This is a genomic window from Paenibacillus hunanensis (assembly GCF_014645615.1).
Taxonomy (GTDB): Bacteria; Bacillota; Bacilli; order Paenibacillales; family Paenibacillaceae; genus Saccharibacillus; species Saccharibacillus hunanensis.
Genome location: NZ_BMMB01000003.1, coordinates 133,866 through 155,617 on the forward strand (window position 1 = coordinate 133,866; position 21,752 = coordinate 155,617).

Annotated in this window: 15 protein-coding genes and 1 pseudogene; all 16 read right to left on the reverse strand. The window is 46.5% G+C overall.

The annotated features are described in order from the left end of the window. Nucleotides 1-186: 186 nt before the first annotated feature. The 16 genes and pseudogenes from IEX62_RS06960 to IEX62_RS07035 all read right to left on the reverse strand — a co-directional run bounded on the left by IEX62_RS06960 (nt 187) and on the right by IEX62_RS07035 (nt 21,661). Complete coding sequence (locus IEX62_RS06960) at nt 187-909, reverse strand: YebC/PmpR family DNA-binding transcriptional regulator (RefSeq protein WP_188774716.1); 723 nt, start codon at nt 907-909, stop codon at nt 187-189. A 143-nt stretch (nt 910-1,052) separates the two neighbouring features. Further along, nucleotides 1,053-2,609, reverse strand: a complete 1,557-nt coding sequence (locus tag IEX62_RS06965) for an ABC-F family ATP-binding cassette domain-containing protein (protein WP_188774717.1) — start codon at nt 2,607-2,609, stop codon at nt 1,053-1,055. Nucleotides 2,610-2,771: 162 nt separating this feature from the next. Further along, entirely contained in the window at nt 2,772-3,191 is a 420-nt protein-coding gene (locus IEX62_RS06970) for a hypothetical protein (RefSeq protein WP_188774718.1), read from the reverse strand. Between the two features lie 97 nt (nt 3,192-3,288). Further along, a pseudogene (locus IEX62_RS06975) lies at nt 3,289-4,098 on the reverse strand (ATP-binding cassette domain-containing protein); the annotation flags it as partial. A gap of 276 nt (nt 4,099-4,374) precedes the next feature. Beyond that, nucleotides 4,375-5,550, reverse strand: coding sequence for a sugar ABC transporter permease (locus tag IEX62_RS06980; protein WP_188774720.1), 1,176 nt, complete (start codon nt 5,548-5,550; stop codon nt 4,375-4,377). 11 nt (nt 5,551-5,561) lie between these two features. Continuing rightward, entirely contained in the window at nt 5,562-7,082 is a 1,521-nt protein-coding gene (locus IEX62_RS06985) for an ATP-binding cassette domain-containing protein (protein ID WP_188774721.1), read from the reverse strand. A gap of 141 nt (nt 7,083-7,223) precedes the next feature. Then, entirely contained in the window at nt 7,224-8,351 is a 1,128-nt protein-coding gene (locus IEX62_RS06990) for a sugar ABC transporter substrate-binding protein (RefSeq protein WP_188774722.1), read from the reverse strand. A 748-nt stretch (nt 8,352-9,099) separates the two neighbouring features. Further along, entirely contained in the window at nt 9,100-10,323 is a 1,224-nt protein-coding gene (gene xylF / locus IEX62_RS06995; RefSeq protein ID WP_188774723.1) for a D-xylose ABC transporter substrate-binding protein, read from the reverse strand. Further along, the gene (locus IEX62_RS07000; protein ID WP_188774724.1) at nt 10,320-11,867 is read right to left on the reverse strand and encodes a response regulator; all 1,548 of its coding nucleotides are present in this window, start codon (nt 11,865-11,867) and stop codon (nt 10,320-10,322) included. Before IEX62_RS07000 ends, xylF begins: the two co-directional genes overlap by 4 nt. Further along, on the reverse strand, nt 11,845-13,308 hold the full coding sequence (locus IEX62_RS07005; protein ID WP_188774725.1) for a sensor histidine kinase: 1,464 nt from the start codon (nt 13,306-13,308) through the stop codon (nt 11,845-11,847). Before IEX62_RS07005 ends, IEX62_RS07000 begins: the two co-directional genes overlap by 23 nt. After that, complete coding sequence (locus IEX62_RS07010; RefSeq protein WP_188774726.1) at nt 13,305-14,282, reverse strand: sugar ABC transporter substrate-binding protein; 978 nt, start codon at nt 14,280-14,282, stop codon at nt 13,305-13,307. The genes IEX62_RS07005 and IEX62_RS07010 overlap by 4 nt, the downstream gene beginning before the upstream one ends. Before the next feature lie 446 nt (nt 14,283-14,728). Next, a complete protein-coding gene (locus IEX62_RS07015; protein WP_188774727.1) occupies nt 14,729-15,268 on the reverse strand; it encodes a cysteine hydrolase family protein in 540 nt (179 codons plus the stop codon). Between the two features lie 700 nt (nt 15,269-15,968). After that, entirely contained in the window at nt 15,969-17,693 is a 1,725-nt protein-coding gene (gene cysI / locus IEX62_RS07020) for an assimilatory sulfite reductase (NADPH) hemoprotein subunit (RefSeq protein WP_188774728.1), read from the reverse strand. 47 nt (nt 17,694-17,740) lie between these two features. Further along, a complete protein-coding gene (locus IEX62_RS07025) occupies nt 17,741-19,579 on the reverse strand; it encodes an assimilatory sulfite reductase (NADPH) flavoprotein subunit (protein WP_188774729.1) in 1,839 nt (612 codons plus the stop codon). 379 nt (nt 19,580-19,958) lie between these two features. Continuing rightward, nucleotides 19,959-21,164 carry an alanyl-tRNA editing protein gene (locus IEX62_RS07030; protein ID WP_188774730.1) on the reverse strand — a complete coding sequence of 402 codons (1,206 nt, stop codon included), beginning with the start codon at nt 21,162-21,164 and terminating at the stop codon, nt 19,959-19,961. Further along, the gene (locus IEX62_RS07035) at nt 21,161-21,661 is read right to left on the reverse strand and encodes a GNAT family N-acetyltransferase (protein ID WP_188774731.1); all 501 of its coding nucleotides are present in this window, start codon (nt 21,659-21,661) and stop codon (nt 21,161-21,163) included. The genes IEX62_RS07030 and IEX62_RS07035 overlap by 4 nt, the downstream gene beginning before the upstream one ends. Nucleotides 21,662-21,752 lie beyond the last annotated feature (91 nt).

The following is a 21,752-nucleotide window of genomic DNA, read 5'->3' on the forward strand; positions in this document are numbered from 1 at the left end:
ATTCTCACTGCAACAGGTGTTCCATGTCTTATTTTAATACAAAATCTCTTGCAATTCTTGCATTATAACGTAAAAAAACTCACTCTTTGCACAGAAATATCTATACAAAAAGTGAGTGATGCTACATATAGCTTGTAAAGTAGTAAGCTAGTTTACTTCCAATACCTTAGCTGAAATAGCTAAAGTTTACTCAGCGAACTCTACGTTATGGTACACCTGCTGTACGTCCTCAAGGTCTTCGAGCGCGTCGATCAGCTTCTCGAATTGTGCCTCTGCATCCGCATCTGGCAGCGTTACAAAGGTTTGTGGCAGCATGGTCAGCTCAGCAACAGTGAATTCCTCGATGCCTGCTTGCTTGAATGCTTCCTGAATCGCATGGAATTGATCGGGTGCTGCGTAAACGATAACGGATTCGTCTTCTTCCGCGATATCGCGTGCATCTACGTCTGCTTCCATCAGAATTTCCAGCACTTCTTCCTCGCTCTTGCCACTGACACCGATAACAGCAGTCGAATCGAACATGTAAGCAACGGAACCGGCTACGCCCATGTTACCGCCGTTTTTATTGAAGGCAGAACGTACTTCTGGCGCAGTACGGTTTACGTTATTCGTCAGTGCATCAACGATAATCATCGATCCATTCGGTCCGAAGCCCTCGTAACGCAGCTCGGAGTATTGCTCATCTCCGCTACCTTTTGCTTTATCCAGCGCGCGATCGATGATCGCTTTTGGTACATTATATGTTTTCGCACGCTCAAGTACTACTTTCAGAGCACTGTTGGAAACGGGATCAGGTTCGCCCTTTTTCGCAGCTACATAGATTTCTACGCCAAATTTGGCATAAATCCGGCTGGTGTTGGCGTCTTTATTCGCTTTTTTTTCCTTGATATTATTCCACTTACGGCCCATACTATCCGCTCTCTTTCTGCTTGTGAATTTATACGCTATTCATTATAACGTTTTTTACAGCGTAATCAAAATTTTTTGAAAAAGAAAATCCTGTTCAAGTCATCACTTAAACAGGATTTCATCATCGTTACGATGATAGCTAATTAAAATACCTTCGTTGTCCACGATTCGCAGTTCCATGTTTCCGTTACGATATCGCGGTAAAATTCAGGCTCGTGAGAGATCATCAGGATGCTGCCTTTGTACGCTTGCAGCGCACGCTTCAGCTCATCCTTCGCATCCACGTCCAGGTGGTTGGTTGGCTCATCGAGTACGAGAATATTAGTCTCATTGTTGATCAGCTTACAGAGACGTACTTTGGCTTTTTCGCCACCGCTCAGAACAGCGATTTTACTCTCGATATGCTTCGTGGTCAGACCACACTTCGCCAGTGCTGCACGTACCTCGAATTGGGAGAACGATGGGAACTCATTCCAGATTTCTTCGATACAGGAATTGTAGTTATCGGACTTCATCTCCTGCTCGAAATAACCAATCTGTTGATGCTCGCCGCGTTCTACTGTACCAGAGATTGCCGGAATTTCACCGAGAATACTGCGTAGCAGTGTCGTTTTACCGATACCGTTCGCACCGACCAGCGCAATCTTCTGCCCACGCTCCATACGCAGATCAAGCGGACGAGACAATGGATCGTTATAACCGATAACGAGATCCTTTGTTTCAAAAATAAGCTTGCCCGCTGTACGTCCAACCTTAAAGTTAAACTGTGGCTTCGGACGCTCCTGTGCCAGCTCGATCACTTCCATCTTATCAAGCTTTTTCTGACGGGACATCGCCATATTACGTGTTGCCACGCTTGCTTTGTTACGTGCTACAAAGTCTTTGAGCTGCGAGATTTCCTGCTGTTGACGCTTGAATGCTGACTCCAGCTGTTGCTTTTTCATTTCGTACACTTCTTGAAAATAGTCGTAATCGCCAACATAGCGATTCAGTTCTTGATTTTCCATATGGTAAATGATGTTGATTACGCTGTTCAGGAATGGAATATCGTGAGAGATCAGGATAAACGCATTCTCATATTCTTGCAGATAACGTGTCAGCCACGTAATATGCACTTCGTCCAAATAGTTGGTCGGCTCATCGAGCAGCAGAATATCTGGCTTTTCCAGCAGAAGCTTGGTGAGTAGTACCTTGGTACGCTGTCCACCAGACAGATCATTAACATCCTTATCTAGGCCGATATCAGTCAAGCCCAGACCACGTGCTGTCTCATCGATCTTCGCATCGATCAGATAAAAGTCCTGTGCCGTTAATGTATCTTGAATCGTACCGACCTGCTCTAGCAGGTCTTCCAGCTCCTCAGGCGTTACATCGCCCATCTTGCCGTACATGTCATTCATTTCCTGCTCCATATCAAGCAGGTATTGGAATGCGCTTTTCAATACATCGCGGATGGTCATGCCTTTTTCTAATACAGCATGCTGATCCAGATAACCAACGCGCATACGCTTCGACCATTCGACTTTACCTTCGTCCGGTTGCAGCTTGCCTGTGATAATGTTCATAAACGTCGATTTACCTTCACCATTGGCACCGATCAGTCCGATATGCTCACCCTTGAGCAAACGGAACGATACATCTTTAAAAATAGCCCGGTCACCAAAGCCGTGGCTTAACTTTTCTACATTTAATATACTCATGCATTACACCTTTTCTCGTGGACTTGAGTCTGCGCGGATTGCGGATCAATAGGGGCAGGCCCATCTTGTCCTATTATAGAGATATATAAGAGACAACTCAATGGAAAGTTGAGCGATTGTATAGGTTTTTCAATTTATTCTGACAAAAGAGATCGTAGGCGATCACATTTCCAGATAAATCTCATAAAAATCAAGTCGCTCTCGTGCAAAGCAGATGGCAATTCGCCCCTCCGGTACTTTTTTGCCTGTGAAACCACCAAGGCACAGACCTAGCTCGGCAAATAGTACATGGGTTCTTTTACTGTTACGGATAGCGGTATACGTTTGCTCCAGCTTCGCTACCGCATCGGCATCGTTAAATATATCGATGTCACCTATCTGTAGCTCGTCTTCCTTTACGATGATCACATCGGCTAGCTTCTTCTCGATATATGTACAGGTGATATTACCACGGGTTTCGCGAATTTCCTCCATAATGTCATCTTTCTCCACTACCGGGGCTTTGCCAATGGCTTTGTTGATGTGTGCTTGTTTGCTGCCGAATATATAGGCATCTACACCTTCATAAGGGGTTAATTTCATGGATATGCCTTGCTCCTTTCGGTTTATGTATTTTGTTGTATTGCTATTATCTTTTGGTACTAGGATGGCTACATCGCCTTTTAGATTAGCCGGTTGTCAGTCGCTGATCTTCACGCTTGGACGCAGCCTGCATCTGCTGCTTTTTCATTTCATACACTTCGAGGAAATGATTATAGTCGCCGACATAGCGATTCAATTCCTGATTTTCGATATGGTAAACGACATTGATCACGCTGTTCAGGAATGGGATATCATGAGAGATCAGGATAAACGCATTCTCATATTCTTGCAGATAACGAGTCAGCCATGTAATATGCACTTCGTCCAAATCGTGGGTCGGCTCATCAAGTAGCAGAATATCGGGCTTTTCTAACAGAAGCTTGGTCAGTAATACCCTGGTACGCTGTTCACCGGATAGATCATTAACATCCTTGTCCAGACCGATATCGGTCAAGCCCAGACCACGCGCCGTCTCATCGATCTTCGCATCAATCTGGTAGAAGTCCTGTGCCGTTAATGTATCCTGAATCGTACCGACCTGCTCTAACAGGTCTTCCAGCTTCTCCGGCGCCACATCGCCCATTTTGCTGTACAGATTATTCATTTCGTGCTCTATAGCAATCAGGTATTGGAATGCGCTTTTCAGTATATGGCGGATGGTCATACCTTTTTCCAGTACAGCGTGCTGATCGAGATAACCGACACGTATACGCTTCGACCATTCGACCTTCCCTTCGTCTGGCTTCAGCTTGCCTGTAATCATATTCGTGAACATTGACTTATTTTCACTATTAGCACTGATCAGTCCAACATGCTCACCCCTGAGTATCCGAAACGATATATCCTTGAAAATAGTCTGGTCACCAAAGCCGTGGCTTAGCTTTTCTACATTTAATAATATACTCATGCAGTACACCTTTCTCGTAGACTTGAGTCTACACGGATTATGAAGCTATAGGAATGCACTGTAAGAACCGACCTTTCTTGTTCTATTATAGAAATAGAATAAGAGACAACTCAATGGAAAGTTGAGCAATTATACAGTTTTTTCAGTGTGAGCTTACAACATAACAAGCTACATAATAAACAGGAGCTACGGATAATCCATCATCCGTAGCTCCTGTTTATTACTTCTCATGCTCTATTTCTTCTTATGGTCAGCTTCATGTTTTTTAATCCTGATTTAGCCTCTTTTCTTACGGGTCATTACGTCAAAGATAACCGCAAGTGCCAATACTGCGCCGCGAATCATATATTGATACGAAATACCAACGCCAAGCAGGTTCATACCGCTGGACAGGGATGCCATAACGACCGCACCGATGATCGAACCGGTAATTTTACCTACACCACCGGCTGCGGATACGCCACCAACATAAGCAGCAGCAATCGCATCCAGCTCGAACAGTGTACCTGCTGTTGTTGTTGCCGATTGTAGACGTGCCGTGTACATAATACCGGACAAAGCAGACAGCATACCCATCGAGCCAAACACGATGTACGTAATCTTCTTCACGTTAATCCCGCTCAAGTGAGCAGCTTCCGGGTTACTACCTACTGCATAAATGTGACGACCAAGCACGGTACGTGTAGTTAAGAAATGGTAGATCACAACAACGATCAGTGTAATTACCACTGTCCAGGAGAAGCCGTTGTATCCAGCAAGAATCCATGTTACATAAGCAATAATTGCCGATACAAACACAAGCTTCACGACGAAGATCGGCATCGACACGACTTCGAATTTGTATTTCAGCTTCTGGTGACGCTTGCTGAATTCAGAATAGATGAAGAACAGAATGACAAACGCGCCGATAATCAGCGACAGCAGATTCAGTCCACCTACCGTAGCAAGTGCTGGCAAATAGTCATTACCGATGGCGTTAAAGGTTTTGTCCTTGATAATAATCGTACCTGTATTCTCTGTCACCTGTAGCAATGCGCCGCGGAAGATCAGCATCGCTGCAAGTGAGGATACGAAGGAAGGAATACCAACCGAAGCAACAAGCACACCGTTGAACATTCCGATCACAATACCAAGTACAAGGATAATAGGAATGGTCAGATACACAGGCATACCAAGCTGCGATAGCATAATCGCAGCAATCGCACCCATAAAACCAGCGGCAAAGCCGACTGACAGGTCAATATGTCGGATAACGATAACGAGTGTCATCCCGACAGCAAGTACAGCAATATATCCAGTCGCATCGAGCAGGTTACTGATGTTACGTGAGGACATGAACAAGCCATCAGTCAGGATAGAAAAGGTAAGCATAATTACGAATAGCGCAATGTACATCCCGTAATCGCGGATATTTACTTTGAGCAACGATCTGGCTTCAGAAAAGAAGTTCACGGCTAATCCCCCTATTGAGTTGCAAATTTCATTATTTTTTCTTGATCGGCTTCTTCAATCGGCAGTTCGCCTTTAATTTTGCCCTCTGCCATCACATAGATGCGGTCGCTCATTCCGAGAACCTCTCCCAGCTCAGATGAGATCATAATGATGCTCATGCCTTCACTGATCAGCTTGTTCATGATCGTATAAATCTCAAACTTGGCACCTACGTCGATCCCCCGTGTCGGCTCGTCCAGAATGAGCAGCTTCGGCCCGACGAACAGCCATTTACCGAGCGATACTTTTTGCTGATTGCCGCCACTTAGATTGCCAACCGTCTGCTCGATGGAGGATGCTTTGATATACATGGAGCTTTTGTAACCGGTGGCGACCTGAACCTCCTCGTTCTCATTGATCAGCCCACCGGAGGATATACCCTTCAGATTGGCAGCAGTTACGTTATTTTTAATATCCTGAATGAGAAACAATCCGTCTCCCTTACGATCCTCGGTCACATAGGCAATACCGGAACGAATGGCATCACTCGTATGACGGAACGTCTTCGGCTTGCCATCGACGAGCAGCTCGCCTTCCAGCTTGTAGTTCTTCGGGTTGCCGAAAATACTCAGCGCCAGCTCGGTGCGTCCAGAGCCCATCAGTCCTGCGATACCGACGATCTCGCCCTTTTTCACCTGTAGATCGATATTTTTAGCTACATGACGTCCAAGCTGTGGATCGTATGCGCTCCAGTTTTTCACTTCCAGGATCGGTGCGCCGATTTTCTTATCTGGACGTTTAGGATAAATGTCCTCGATATCGCGACCTACCATATTTTTAATAATTGTCGCTTCGGACAGCTCGCCTTTTGATGCATCCAGTGTACAGATTGTTTTACCATCCCGCAGAACGGTTGCTTTATCTGCAATGGAAATGACCTCTTTCAGCTTATGCGAGATCATAATGCTCGTAATGCCCTGCCCCTTCAGATCACGAAGCAGCTCCAGCAGGTTTTCGCTATCATTTTCATTGAGCGCTGCGGTTGGCTCATCGAGAATGAGCAGCTTAACATTTTTACTGAGTGCTTTGGCGATTTCGACCAGCTGTTGCTTACCGACACCGAGGTCGCGGATCAGCGTCTCCGGGTTCACGTTCAGCTTGACCTTTTGCAGCATTTTACGAGCCTCGATAATCGTCTCGTTCCAATCGATAATGCCGCCTTTTTTCACTTCGTTACCTGCAAAAATATTCTCATACACGCTCAAGTCAGGGAATAATGCCAGCTCCTGATAAATGATCGCGATGCCTGTTTTCACACTATCGCTAATTTTGTTAAAGTTCTGTACATTACCTTCAAAAATAATATCGCCTTCATAGGTGCCATACGGATAAACTCCGCTCAGTACCTTCATCAATGTCGATTTACCTGCACCATTTTCACCGATCAGGCAGTGAATCTCGCCCTGGGCTACTTTAAAGTTAACGTCCGATAGCGCCTTCACGCCTGTAAAGCTTTTGGAAATGCCGCGCATCTCCAGAATGTTGCCTTCCATGGAATACTCCTCCCTCGCCGGGGCGCCTAAGCGAATTAACTAGCAATTGGAATTAAAATAGCGGATTGAATACCAGATGAATTGCAAAACAGGAACAGCCTCCCGTCCCTGTTTTGCCATGTAGCTATAACGCTGCTGCGCTTACAGTCCGGTGAAATCAGAAGCTTTATAGTAACCGGAGTCGATCAGCTCTTTTTTCACATTGTCTTTATCTACAACGATAACGTCGGTTTGTTTTGCTTTTACATCTACGCTTCCGTTATTGTAAGAGCCTGTAGTTTCAGGAGTTTTACCATCCAGAACTTCTACAGCCATGCCCATTGCATCCTTAACGAGTGTGCGAACATCTTTGAATACGGTCATGGATTGTTTGCCATCGATGATGTACTGGATCGAAGCTTGCTCTGCATCCTGACCTGTGATTACATAGCTCTTGATTGCAGAATCAGCGCCGAATACGTCAGCGATCGAACGAGCTGTACCATCGTTTGGTGCCAGGATAGCTACATCGCCCTTCATGTCAGCTGCTGCCGCAGTCAGGTGAGTCTGTGCTTTGTTTTTCGCTTCGTTTGGATCCCAGTTTGTCGTTACCTGACCGATAATGGAGCCCAGTTGGTCACGAGTCAGCTCTTTTGTATCTTTCAGTGCATCTGCTTGAGTGGAGTTAGCGATTTTGAATGTGCCATCTGCAATTTTTGGTTGCAGTACTTCCCATGCACCCTGGAAGAACAGGAATGCGTTGTTATCAGAGGATGCTCCAGCATACAGGTACAATGGCTCGCCTTTACCTTTTGCATGGTCAACGAGGTACTTCGCTTGTGCTGCACCTACTGCCAGGCTATCGAATGTTACATAGTAGTCTACTGCGTCTGTGTCTGTGATCAGACGGTCATAGGAGATAACGGTGATGCCTTCTTTTTTCGCAGATTCTACAGCTGCTGCCGCTGCTGCGCCGTCTTGAGGACAGATGATCAGTACTTTAATGCCTTTATTGATCAGTGTTTCCACGTTTTCTTTTTCTTTAGCGGAAGATCCCTGGCTGAACAGAATCTCAGTGGAGTACTTCGTTCCGGAGAGTGCTTCTTTGAAGCGTTGCTCATCCTGTACCCATCTTGGCTCATCCTTCGTTGGCAGTACGATACCTACGCTGATTGCGCCGTCCCCACCGCTACCACTGCTTGCTCCACCGCCGTTATTACAGGCGGACATGATGATCGAGAACATCATGATGATGATTAGCAGCGAAATACCTTTAACGTGTTTTTTCAATGGTATTACCCCTTTCGATGCTTGTCTGTTTTGCTTACGAGTTCATCATAGCATCGTGGACTACCAATGTAAGCGCTTAAATATAGCACTCTTTTGCTACTGTCTGTATTTTTTTATCATTATGGTGGGAGGGTTATGTATATGGGGAGGAGGATGCTTACACCACTTCGGGAAGGAATAAGGGGACGGACTCCGGTCTCGCACAGGAGTCTACGGAGTAGGAGTGAAATGTAGATTCCCGTGCTCAAAAGTCGTCCTTTCCCCTTATTTCCTTCCCTTCGTTCTGTGCGGATGGCATCATGGGGAATATACATAAGCGCTTTTTGTGGGAGTAGCAGTGGAAAGGGAAATTATAGAAGGAAAATATAAAAGAAAAGCTAGCTATAAATACTACTTGCTCCGCTGCGTTTGTTAGAAGCGAACAGGTTGATAGAGAATCTCATGATAATGATTGGCAGTGAAATACCTGTATACTTTTATACCTTTGATGTGCTTTTTCAATGGTATGGAGTGTAAAAAAAGCCTGAATACAGCTGAGTTTGCTGTATTCAGGCTTTTGGGGTTTTATTTTAGTGTTAATCATATGGTGAGCTATTGAAAAGAAATCAGTAAGCACTTGAAGAGGTATTTTAATAGATGGCGTGTGTTGAGTTGAGGATGGATTGTGTATTATTCGTTTCATATTTTAAGTTGGGATGGGTTGGGCGAGTTGGAGGTGATGATGGTCTCTATGATTGAATAATTGTAGTTATTTGTTTTTTCCGTATATTTCTTCTTTGGTATGGAAGCCATCGGCAATCAGGGTGTTGTCGATATTGGTTGCGTTGACGGCGACTGGGGAGAGAAGTACGGAAGGGACTTCGATTTTGCCGTTATTGACCTGGCGTGTTGTTTCAATGGGCTCGTCTTTAGCTAGCTTGATAGCTAGTTCTGCTGTTACATTAGCTAGCTTGCCGATGGGCTTATAGACGGTCATCGTCTGGGTGCCTTGTACGATGCGCTGAGCTGCGGCTAGGTCACCGTCCTGGCCTGCGACGGGGATTTTGCCAGCTAGTCCTTTCTCTTGTAAGGCACGGACAACACCGCCTGCGGTTCCATCATTGGCTACGATGACGGCATCAATGCGATTATGACTCGCCTGAAGCGCTTCGCGCATGTGCTGAAATGCAGAAGAAGGCTTCCAGTCCTTTGACCATTGATCGTATACTACACGAATTTGACCAGAATCGATCTTTGGCTGCAATATATCAAATACGCCCTGCTTGAACATATGCGCATTATTATCTGTATCTGCGCCACCGATATAGACGTATTTGCCTTTCGGTACGATGGTAGTGATTGCATCTGCCTGTAAACGTCCTACCTGCTCATTATCAAAGGAGACATACAGATCTACATCGGCGTTTTTCACCAGTCGATCATAGGATAGTACCTTGACCCCTGCTTTATGAGCGCGATTCACAATCGCGGCGGTTGCATCTGCATTATGTGGAACGAGCACGAGCACATCAATACCATCGGCGATCATTTGCTCTGCCTGCTGAATTTGTCTGGCGTCATTACTGTCTGCTGAAGCAACGACAACGGATGCTCCCATCCGTTCTGCCGCCTTTACAAATAAGTCTCGATCCTTCTTCCAACGTTCCTCCACCAGCGTATCCATCGCAAAGCCAATTCGAATTTGCTTTGGCATGGAGGAGTTAATCGCCTGCTTGGAGGCTAATGATGTCGGGGTATGCGCATCTGGCTTATATTGATGGCGGGTGTCTGTACGTTCAGAATTGCTTGTAGCGATGGAGCTTGAATTCCGCTCGCCTGATGCTCCTTCTTCATTCGAGCAGGAGACGAGCAGCAGACTAACAATCAAGAAGAACAATGTTAATACGATGCCTATACGTAGTCGTTTGGCAGGATTCGCACGAGAATGCTGGATGTTAGCGTTACCGTAGGTAAAGGATCGCTGACTACTCATTCGCGCGCACCGAGTAGCGTCTTGCGATATTCTGTTGGCGATACCTCCGCCATTTTTTTAAATACTTTGCTAAAATAGTTCGGATCACGATAGCCGACTTCATAGGTGATTTCCTTTAAACTGAGATTGGGATCAGCCATAAGCTTCTTCGCACGCGTGATTCGGCACTCGGTTAGGAAGTCGATATAGTTCACCCCAAGCTGCTCCTTGAATAGCTTACTAATATAAAAAGGACTGAGCCCGAATTGATCACCGATCCCCTCCAGCGATATATCCTGACTGGAATGCTCCATAATATATTGCTTGATCTGGCGAATGGTATCTGGCTTGATCTTCTGACTATACTCCTCATACTGACTACGCATCTGCTCTAGCATGAGCGCAGTCTCATAACGCAGCTGACGATAATCCTGCACACTGGATGAGTACACTGGAGCCTCCAGCTCGACGCCCATTTCCGTTAGCATCCGCGATGCGATCCATAGCCGCTGTAAAATGAGCTGCTGTGCATGTAGACGATCCAATCCTTGCTCCTCGTAAAAGCGAATAAATTGCATCGTATCCTCACGTACGTGCTCCCAATCCCCCAGACGAACCTGGTCGAACAATCGCTGCTCTGCCAGTCTTGCTTCACGGTGACTGTTATCCGGCGTATAAGTAGATGCATGATCCATATAAAAGCGATATTTAACCGGCAAATTCGTATTGCTCGTCGCGATCAATGCCTCCTGATACGACTGGCGAAGCTGGGCGTGCACACCATACGCATTACCAATACCGATAAAGCATTGACTGCGCAGCTTTGGCCCGGCAGCCGCCAGTAGCTCCTGTGCCAGCTCGGACGCCTGCGCACGCAGCGATTGCCCATTACGCCGAAAAGCAATAATCGGAATTTGCCGTCCATTCAGCGCACCAACCAATCCGCTCCCTGTACGACTCACTCGATCCCGTATGGCAGGATATAGATGCTCGCCTTCCTCTGGAATAATGACCGCCATAGCGAATTTCTCACAATCGGGGTTCACATGCAGCCAGCCAACCATCTCATCCAAATGCACCTCATGCACATGATCAAATAAGAGCTGTGTTACCATATCCGTCTCAATGACGGGCAGGAGTCGCTGTAAGGTATGCTCGCGCTGCAAATTTTGCTCGCGATTAGAGCGTTCCTGATCGATCTGGTTCAGTACACGCTTCACGGTCGAAATGATCTCGCCCGCCTTGCTTGGCTTGAGTAAATAATCCTTGACCCCTAGCTTGAGCGCACGACGAGCATAGTCGAACGTATCGTAAGCCGTAATCATAATAAATTTAATATCGGGAAAGCGCGAACTGATCACCTCGGTTGCTTCCAGTCCATCCATACCTGGCATTTTAATATCCATCAAAATCAGATCGGGCTGAAATTGCTCAGCAAGCTCCACAGCAATCTTGCCATTCTTCGCCTGCTCAATCGTCAGGTTGTCAGGAAAGCCCCGGTGTAAAATAGCCTGTAGTCCTTCGCGTCCTACCTGCTCGTCATCAACGATAAGCAGCTTCATCATAAGCGTCGATTCTCCTCGTTTTCGGTATAGTCAGTCGCACTCTCACACCGGCGCCCTCGGCACTATTAATATCAATCACATCATGTACTCCATAAAATAAACGTAATCGCTGTACCACATTGGTAAAGCCAATCCCTGTAGAATGCCCTTCATTTTCCAGTGGCTGTTCATTCAAAATCTGCTCGATCTTATCGCTACTCATTCCCGGCCCATCATCTGCAATCTCAATGATTACATGCTCACCCTGATCATGGACAATCATCTCAATCGTACCGCCATGCTCATCTGGCTCTACGGCATGATTAATTGCATTTTCAATAATCGGCTGTAGCGTGAGTCCCGGCATCTGGATCGATAGACATTCTTCATCAATATCTGTGTACAGGCGTAATCGATCGGTAAAACGCGCCTTCTGTATCTCCATATATTGCTTCATCACACGCACTTCTTCGTACAATGTCACCGAACGATCTAATCGCTTGAGATTATAGCGTAATAACCCTGCTACACTAACAAGCAGATCACTCGTTTCCTCGGCACCCTCCAGAAATGCTTTTTTCGATAATGTATCGAGAATGTTGAATAGAAAATGGGGATTGATCTGGCTTTGTAGACTGCGAAGCTGGCTCTCCTGTAGTAGTAGCTTATTGCGCTGTAATTCATTTTCCAGCTGTGCCTTTTGCTGAATCTCAGAGATCAGTCCATTGATGCTGATCCGCATATGCTCAAACATCTTCGCCAGAAAGGAGATCTCATCAGAGGAATTCACACGCACCTGTAGATCGAAGCGCCCCTTCGCCAGCTCCTGTGCAGCACGAGTGAGCTGCTGAATCGGACGCGTAATACTCAGTGAGAACCAGTACGTAAACAGCAGAAGCCAGAAGGTCATCGTTACAAGAATCCAGATGCCTAGCTTTTTCAGCTCTGCCGACTGCTCAATAATGCCACGGTAAAATTGCTCATAGGTGCTTAGTTCCTTATCCAGCAGCGTCAGCGTCATATCGGAAATGTACTTCGATATACGCGTTGCCTCGGCAAACGCATCGGTTGAATCCTCGCTTTCCTTTTCTGAATGGAACATCACCGCACGCTCTGAGGTTTCAATCAAGCTATCGATCAAATTGATATAGCCTGTTAAGGCAAAATCATTCTCACTATTACGCAGATTACTAATATCGAGCTGTGCGCTACGAAGCATCTCTTCCTTGCGACGAAGGCTGCTCAGATTGCCTTCTGCTGGTGTAATCAAATAGCTATTGAGCGAGGTCACCACCTGCTGGCTGGAGGTTGTTACTTCATTCAAGCGTAAATATCGCTGTAAAATTTCATTGTATTGATTTTCCGTCTTCTGGTTGTAGTACATCAATGTAATCCAGATCATCAGCATGATGAACATAATCATCGCGGTTAGTGTCCATATTTTCCGTTGAATCCCGATCATTGTTCATCCGCCGCCGTTCGCATATGAATATCGGTTAAATAGCCTTCGCCCTGTATCGGTAGCGGGCTTCCTTTGAGCCACTTTATCATCATTTGCACGCTCACCTTTCCCATCATCTCGGGCGACTGCTCCAGAATGCCATCGATCTTGCCGCTTCGTAGTAACGGAAGAACATCAGGATTGTCGTCAAACGAATAAATTTTAAATGACTCCACTCGTGCACGCTGGCTGATCTCCTGCACCATCGCTTCGGTAAGATTTGCATCAATCGATATAAAAGCGCTTACATTAGGGAGCTTGTTCATCGCGTTCTGGGTAGCTGCAATAATACTTTCACGAACTTCCGGTGTCTGCACATAGAGAGAGTGAATATTCGGATACTGTGCTAACACCTGCTTAATTCCAGCCAGCCGCTGACGCTGATCATATTCATTTCGATTATCTCCCATCAGCACTACCGTTCCCTGTTCACCAAGATTGTGCACAAGCTGGCGCGCAAGCATCTGTCCAGCTGCTATAGGACTGGAACCCACATACATTTTGCGTAAGCTTTCCTCTACCGGTACATCGCTGGCAACGGTAATAATGGGAATTCCATAAAAGGCAGCCTTCACCTTCGTCAAATTGTTAAATTCGCTCGTATCAATCCCTTGCACGATGATCCCATCAACGCGCGAATCGATCGCAATCTCTAGCTGCTTCAAGAAGCTTTCCCGATCCTCGCCATAGCTTCCCCAGATTTCTAAGGTTGCATCCAAACTTTGTGCTTCCAGCTCTGCACTTGTTCCAAGCTTTTGCCAGAAAGGTGTACCCATATCAGAGGTGATCAGAACGAGGCGGTATTTGGAATGCTGCTGATTACCCGACTGTGGCAGCTCATGTGCGGACTCGACAAACCGTACCGCTGACGATAACGTGAAAGCCAAAAGAGTCAGACAGACCACCGCTAATAAAACGCTTACTTTTTTGTGCAAATGAACTACCTCTCTTTTCGGTCACGATACTCGTATTATAGCATCCACGACCCTCAAGCTAGAAGATAGGAAAGGATAATTTTTTGATGAGTTTTCTATCGTTCTCTGTTTGCCAAATCGTAATGCTCCAAAATGATGGTATCAAGCACCCTATCTCGGCTATCCCAACCGCACAGGAATAGAAGCAAAAACAGAACAGCATTTACCCAAGCAACCATTACTCAGTCCGTAGCGAAAATGGAGTTTGGGAATGGATATACCTATCGGTTGCTGCTCTGTTTGGTATGCTCAGACTGATCGAGGTAATGCCACTTTTAGTAATTCATCAGCTCTTTTTACAATTTTATATACCATGTATTGAAAATCATAGGGCTAGATTTCACTGTCTCAATATGGATATGTGCTATCATGCGAATGATGAGTATCCGTAGAGCGTTTTAATTTTGTTACTTTCCGAATGTAATCTGTTCCACTGGCTCTACTCTGGCAAAGCGCCCATTCCACACATACTCATGATGATGAATGATCTGCTCCGCTGATAAAACCTCGCTATCCAGCGTGCTATGTGCATCCTTTGCCACGATATTGTTCTGATAACCGATACTGTAGGCATTGCGAAGTGTCGTATCCAGGCAAAACTCCGTCTGTGCACCTGCAAATACAATCTGCTCGATCTCGTTACGACGCAGCCAATCCAGTAATTCTGTTCGATAAAAGGAATCCCAGCGTGTCTTACGGAATACTGCATCCTCCGGCAAGCGATGTAATTGATGACTGATTTCCCAATCTGGCTTGCCTGGATAAAACTCGTCGTCTGGGTGCTCTTCACAATGCTGAATGAATACAACGGGCACCTGCTCGGCTCTAGCCTTTTCAATGAGTGTATTGACACGCTTGATGAGAGAATCGCGTTCATATAGTGCGTTTTCCTCGCTATTGAAAAAGATTTCCTGCATATCGATAATGACAAGCGCCTGTTTGGTCATAGGTTCCTCCGATAACGGTTTATTTTAAGATGAGTGTTTGTGTTATTAGCTTTTGATCCATTCGTTGCCTTTATTAAAATAGTAGGTTTTTTCAAGGATATGTGCAATGGGAAGTGTTTCGCATTTGGTTGTTGTGGGTGGTTTAATGGTCTTTGGTACGAGGAATTTTGGTTTTATTATTGTGAATTTTTCATATAGTGAAATTTTAATTTTAATAGTGTAAGAAGGTTTAGAATATAATTTAAAATTTCTCTGCTACCTCTGTTGCTGCTATTCGATCATTCGATTTTTTTATTTTCGAGCGATCGGTGAGCCCACGAAAATCACTCGAATATCTTGATTTCAGATGATTGAACTGCTTTTTTATATTTTTCTAAGTCATTCAAGCTATGACTCTATTGCTGCTGTGCATTATTTTTTTATCAAATCCGATCTTTATTCATTTCAGAGTAAATACGTATTTGCTCGCTTCTATTATGAATTTTTCATATATTGTTTTTTTATATTGATTTCATATTTCTAAAAATCTTTTCTTTTTCGCTCGTCTTCCTACCCTCAAGCTATTTTAAAATTCACTTTATAAGCTATTCACCGCGAATAAATAAAACAGCCGCGAGTTCAAAGGAATCCTTCCCTTCTCTCACGGCTGTTATGCGTTATTCTGTTATTTAATTCCTCATTCACTCTAACTTAATTCAAATCAAGCATGAAACTGACGTCCATCATGCACCGCTTCTACATACCCTGCACGAATGACAAAATCACCAAAATGTTCACCATCTGTGCGCTCGGTTGCATAACGCTGGAAGATCGGCTTCAGCGAGGATAGAATCTCCTCTTCCCCGATATTTTCACGGTACAGCTTGTTCAAACGACTACCATCAAACCCGCCGCCCAGATACATATTGTACTTACCTGGCCCTTTCCCGATAAACGACAGCTCTGCCAGCATTGGACGTGCACAGCCGTTCGGGCAACCGGTCATACGAACAACGATATCTTCATTACGCAGACCTGCTTGATCCAGCTCAAGCTCCAGCTTGTCGATCAGTGTGGGCAGATAGCGCTCTGCTTCCGCCATCGCCATGCCGCAGGTTGGCAACGATACACATGCCATCGAGTTACGACGCAGTGCCGAGTAATGCGCGCCATCGGTCAGACCGTATTGTGCGATCAGCGATTCGATCTTTTTCTTCTTCTGGCTACTCACATCACCGATGATCAGGTTTTGATTCGGCGTCAGGCGGAAGTCGCCAGTATGCACTTTTGCGATTTCACGCAAGCCTGTCATCAGCTTGTAGTCATCGAGATCGACGATACGACCATTTTGAACAAACAACGTGAACAGCCATTTGCCATTGCTGCCCTTTACCCAGCCATAACGATCGCCGTTATGATCAAACTGGTACGGACGTGCTTCCTGTAGCTGCCAGCCCAGGCGCTCATGCAGCTCGCTAACCAGCCAGTCCAGTCCGCGATCATCGATCGTATATTTGAAGCGAGCATGCTTACGTACTGCACGATCGCCATAGTCGCGTTGAATCGTAACCACCTTCTCGGCAACATCGATCATCTGATCCGGTGTAATAAACCCAATCACTTTCGACACCTGCGGATACGTTGCCGTATCGCCGTGTGTCATGCCCATACCGCCGCCTACCGCAACGTTGAAGCCGACAAGCGTGCCATTTTCAACAATTGCGATAAAGCCAAGATCCTGGGAAAATACATCCACATCATTGGATGGTGGAACGGCGATGCCGATCTTGAACTTACGTGGCAGATAGACAGCGCCATAGATCGGCTCCTGCTCCGCTTCCAGCTCTCGACTGTCGATGATTTTCTCCTCATCCAGCCAGATTTCGTGATAAGCACGCGTACGCGGATCGAGGTGTGTACTTACTTTACATGCCCAATCGTATACCTGCGCGTGTACCGCAGATTGATCCGGATTCGTGTTACACATTACGTTCCGATTGACGTCACCACAGGCAGCAAGTGTGCTGAGCAGTGCATCGTTCACTTCACGAATCGTATTTTTCAGATTCCATTTCAGTACACCGTGCAATTGAAACGATTGGCGTGTAGTCAGACGGATTGTGCCATTGCCATATTTGTGAGCAATATCGTCCATCATAAGCCATTGTGCAGGTGTAACAATCCCACCGGATGCACGCACACGTAGCATGAACTGATATGCGGGCTCTAGCTTTTGCTTTTTACGCTCATTACGCAGATCACGATCATCTTGCATATAGCTTCCGTGGTGCTTCATCAGTCGGTTATCATCCTCAGGGATGGAACCGGTAATCGGATCACGTAGCGTCTCTTCCAGACTGCCACGCAAATATTTACTATTACGCTTGATATCCTCAACATCGCTGTGAGGACGATCATGCGGTGGATATTTTTCATACTGGACCATGGTTTGTTCTCCTCTCGTAATCGCGGACATTCCCCATCAAGCGTAGCTTAATATACGTCGCGCTGATAACGCTTTTGCTGCAACATCGTGCTCAAGTATTCGGCTGCTGCCTCCTGACTCAACTTTCCTTCCTGAATCAGAATCTGTTCCAGTGTCAGATGCACATCGTTCGCCATATGCTTCTCATCACCGCAGACGTACAGCACAGCACCCTCCTGAATCCATTCATACAGCTCGCGACTGCGCTCGAGCATGCGATGCTGTACATAGACCTTCTTATCGCTATCACGTGAGAAAGCCACATCCATCCGTGTCAGCACGCCATCCTTGAGCCAGCGTTGCCATTCTGTTTGATATAAGAAATCTGTAGCAAAGCGGCGATCCCCGAAGAACAGCCAGCTTTTACCTTCTGCACCTGTCTCCTCACGTTCAGCGATAAAGGAACGGAAAGGCGCTACGCCTGTGCCTGGGCCAATCATAATGATCGGTGTGGAGGCATCCTGTGGCAACTTGAAGTTATCATTGTGCTGAATGTATACAGGCAGCGTATCGCCTGCTTCCAGACGCTCAGCAAGATGCACAGAGCATACGCCATAACGCTGACGGCCATGCTGCTCGTATGCTACTTTGCGTACTGTCAGATGTACCTCATCCGGTGAAGCCTTGAAGCTACTGGAAATGGAGTACAGTCGCGCTGGAATTTTACGAAGCAGCGATAGCAGTTCATCCGCTGGGATACTGCCCAGACCGTAATCCTGAATCAGATCCAGCAGATCGCGCCCTTGCAGATACGCGCGTAGATCCTGCGCTCTACCTTCCTCCAGTAGTGCATCCAGCTGCTCATGATCTGCCAGGCCAGCTACTTTTTCCAGCAGCGGCTTCGTCAAAACTGTAATCTCATAATGATGCAAAAGGGCATCACGCACGCTTGCGGTATCGCCATTTTTGTTCAATGTAATCGTCTCATCGCCATTCCAGCCTGTTGCCTGCAAAATGTCCTCCACGAGCTGTGGATGATTTTGCGGATATACACCCAGGCTATCCCCTGGCTCATAGCTCAAGCCTGAGCCTTCTAACGATAGCTCCACATGGCGAGTCTCCTGATCCGAACCACGTCCGTTCAGGTTCAGATTTTCCAGCACTTCTGCTGGAAATGGATTCGTACGGGAGTACGGCGAAGCTTCCTCGTTCACGCTCGCCGTAGCTGTCGGTGAGGCTGCGACTGAAGCAGCAGCGCTAGCTTCACCCAGAGCACTCAGCACCTGTCCGATCCACTCACCTGCTTGCTCTTCAAAGTCCACATCACAATCCGCACGCGGTACGATTCGCTCTGCACCTAGCTCTTCAAGGCGCTTATCGAAGTCTTTTCCAGTCTGACAGAAGAACTCATATGATGTATCACCCAGCCCCAGCACGGCGAATTTCGTTTCTGCTAGCTGCGGCGCACGCTTGCTGTGTAAAAATTCATAAAATGGAATCGCATTATCCGGCGGATCGCCTTCACCCTGCGTACTCGCCAGAACGAATAGATTATGAACTTTTTTTAGATTATTCGTTTTGTAATCGCCCATCGAGGATAAGGTCACGTCAAAGCCTTGCGCAGTCAGCTGTTGTGCCAGCTTTTTCGCAAGTCCCTGTGCATTGCCTGTTTGCGAGCCGAATAATACGGTCACATCCTTCGGTACATCAGCTACAGGAGCAGCTGGTTCCGCTACGGCTGCGGACGATGCTACGGTAGGAGCGGCTGCGATTGCACCGGTATGCAAGGAAGCCGTCAGGTATCCACTCAGCCAGATGCGCTGTGTTTCGGTTAATCCAGGTAATAAACGATTGAGAAGCTCGGCCTGCTCCCCTGTAAAAGGACTGTTAGTTGCTTGAAATTCCAACGATATCCACCCCATCATCTAGCACTTGTCATCTCTAACAACGCGCTAATTCCTAGTATAGTGCTCAGATTTATTCTGCTTATTTGAAGGTATCACAGTGCGCGTAAACGGTCAATTAGAATGCCTTATAGGTTCTATCAGTTCTCCTGATGAACGATAGTGAAGGATCATAAGGCGGTAGGTAGTGGGTGTTAATCTATTGATAGAGCAGTAAAAAAACGATATATAGTTGTAAAATGAACTAATCGTATAAGCTAGCCGATATCATAAAGAGCCTTTCCACAAGCAAGCCAGGCGAATATACGCTAGCTCGCTGTGAAAAGGCTCGTTTAGATTCGAGAGCATTTCTATCTTACCTACTACACTCCATCACTGGACTTCACGCCTTACCTTCACCACGTAATTGACCCTGCGCAAACTGCACAAATTCCCTTAGCTGCTCCAGCGACTCAAATCCTGCTTGCGCCATACGATCGTTGCCGCCGCCCTTACCGCCAAAGCTAGCCAGATGCTGCTTAAAAAAGGTACCGCATTTCAGATCAGGGTGTCCCTGCTGAGCAAGCACCACTTTTCGTTCATCCGCAGAAGACAGCAGGATGACCATATCCTCTCCTTGCTCCATCAACAGATTAGCCATGCGCTGTACATCCTGAAGTGAGCGCGAAGCCCATTCATACTGCACTAGCGAATAGGTTGTACCCGTACCAACCTGACTGAGCAGTTGCTGCATCACAAATTCATCATTTTCACGACGTAGACGCTCTAGCTCGTCCCGCTGCTGTCGCTGTTCTTCAGTCCATTTATCGAAGCGAGCTATAATGTCTTTGCGTCCGGTATTAAATCGGCCTGCCATCGCGTCGTTGATGGCCAGACTTTCCGTATAATCGTCCAGCACGCGCCAGCCACAGCGAAAATAAATTCGCATATGCCCTTTATTCTTCTCTGCTTTGTACAGCTTGATCATGCCAAGCTCCCCTGTACGCGATACATGCGTACCCCCGCAAGCATTGTATTCAATGCCTTCAATCTCCACGATGCGTATACGTCCCGTTACACTTGGCGGCTTGACGAGTGTCATCGTCGCAAGCTGTGCTTCATCGACGCTATACGCACGTATCGGCAGATTGCGATATACATATGTATTCACCTGTCGCTCTACTGCTTGCAGCCTGGCTGGCTCCAGATCAGCGATGTCAATATCGATCGTGCACTCCTGCTCTCCCAGATGAAAGCTTAATGTGGGCGCATTCAGCACTTCCAGGCAGGTAGCTGACAATAGATGCTGTCCACTATGCTGCTGCATATGATCGAAGCGACGCTGCCAATCAATCTCACAATATAGCTCTACCCCCGGCTCCTGCTCCGGTAAACTCGGCATCTGATGCCAGATTCGTCCATCTACACGAGACACATCCAGCACCGGAATTCCATCAATCGTACCTCCATCACACGGCTGACCACCTCCATGCGGATAAAATGCCGTCTCCTTGAGCACGACATAATGCTGTCCATTCTGTGTGAATTTATCCTCTAATGCTGTCGTCCAGCTCGTCAAATACGAGGAATCAAAATACAGCTCACTCATATATTGGTGCCTCCTTCCTGTGTGTCTATATGTACCAGCTGCTTACGCATCATACGATGGGGAATTCCCACTTCTGTAAATGGCTCTCCATACGTTTCATACGCCAGCTTCTCATAAAAGGAAATCGCCACCTGCCGTGCATGCAGCATCATATGTTGGTAGCCCTCATCGATCGCTACCTGCTCCGCATACGCTACCAGCCGACGTCCAACCTGCTGACCACGTAATGCTTCATCAACGGCAACCTGCTTCATTTGTACCGTATCCTGATTCACCTGCTTGAGCAGGAGCACGCCTACCATTTTGTCCGCATACAGTGCACACAGATGAATGGCTTGATCCTCGCCATCCAGACGATCCTGCTTGATGCTCATACCGAGTGGACGACGCAACACAAGGTCACGCAGCTCCAGCGCCTGTGCATAACGCTCTTGATCAGCGGTCGTTATTCGTTCGATTAGTAGCTTGTCCAGCTCACTCACTCCTTTACACGACATCTAACCTGCAATCCGTTGATTGCTTCGGGATATGAAGAAGTTAATCATATCTGTTCCAGAAGATCAAGAAAAAGAAAATGTGTTGTAGTCG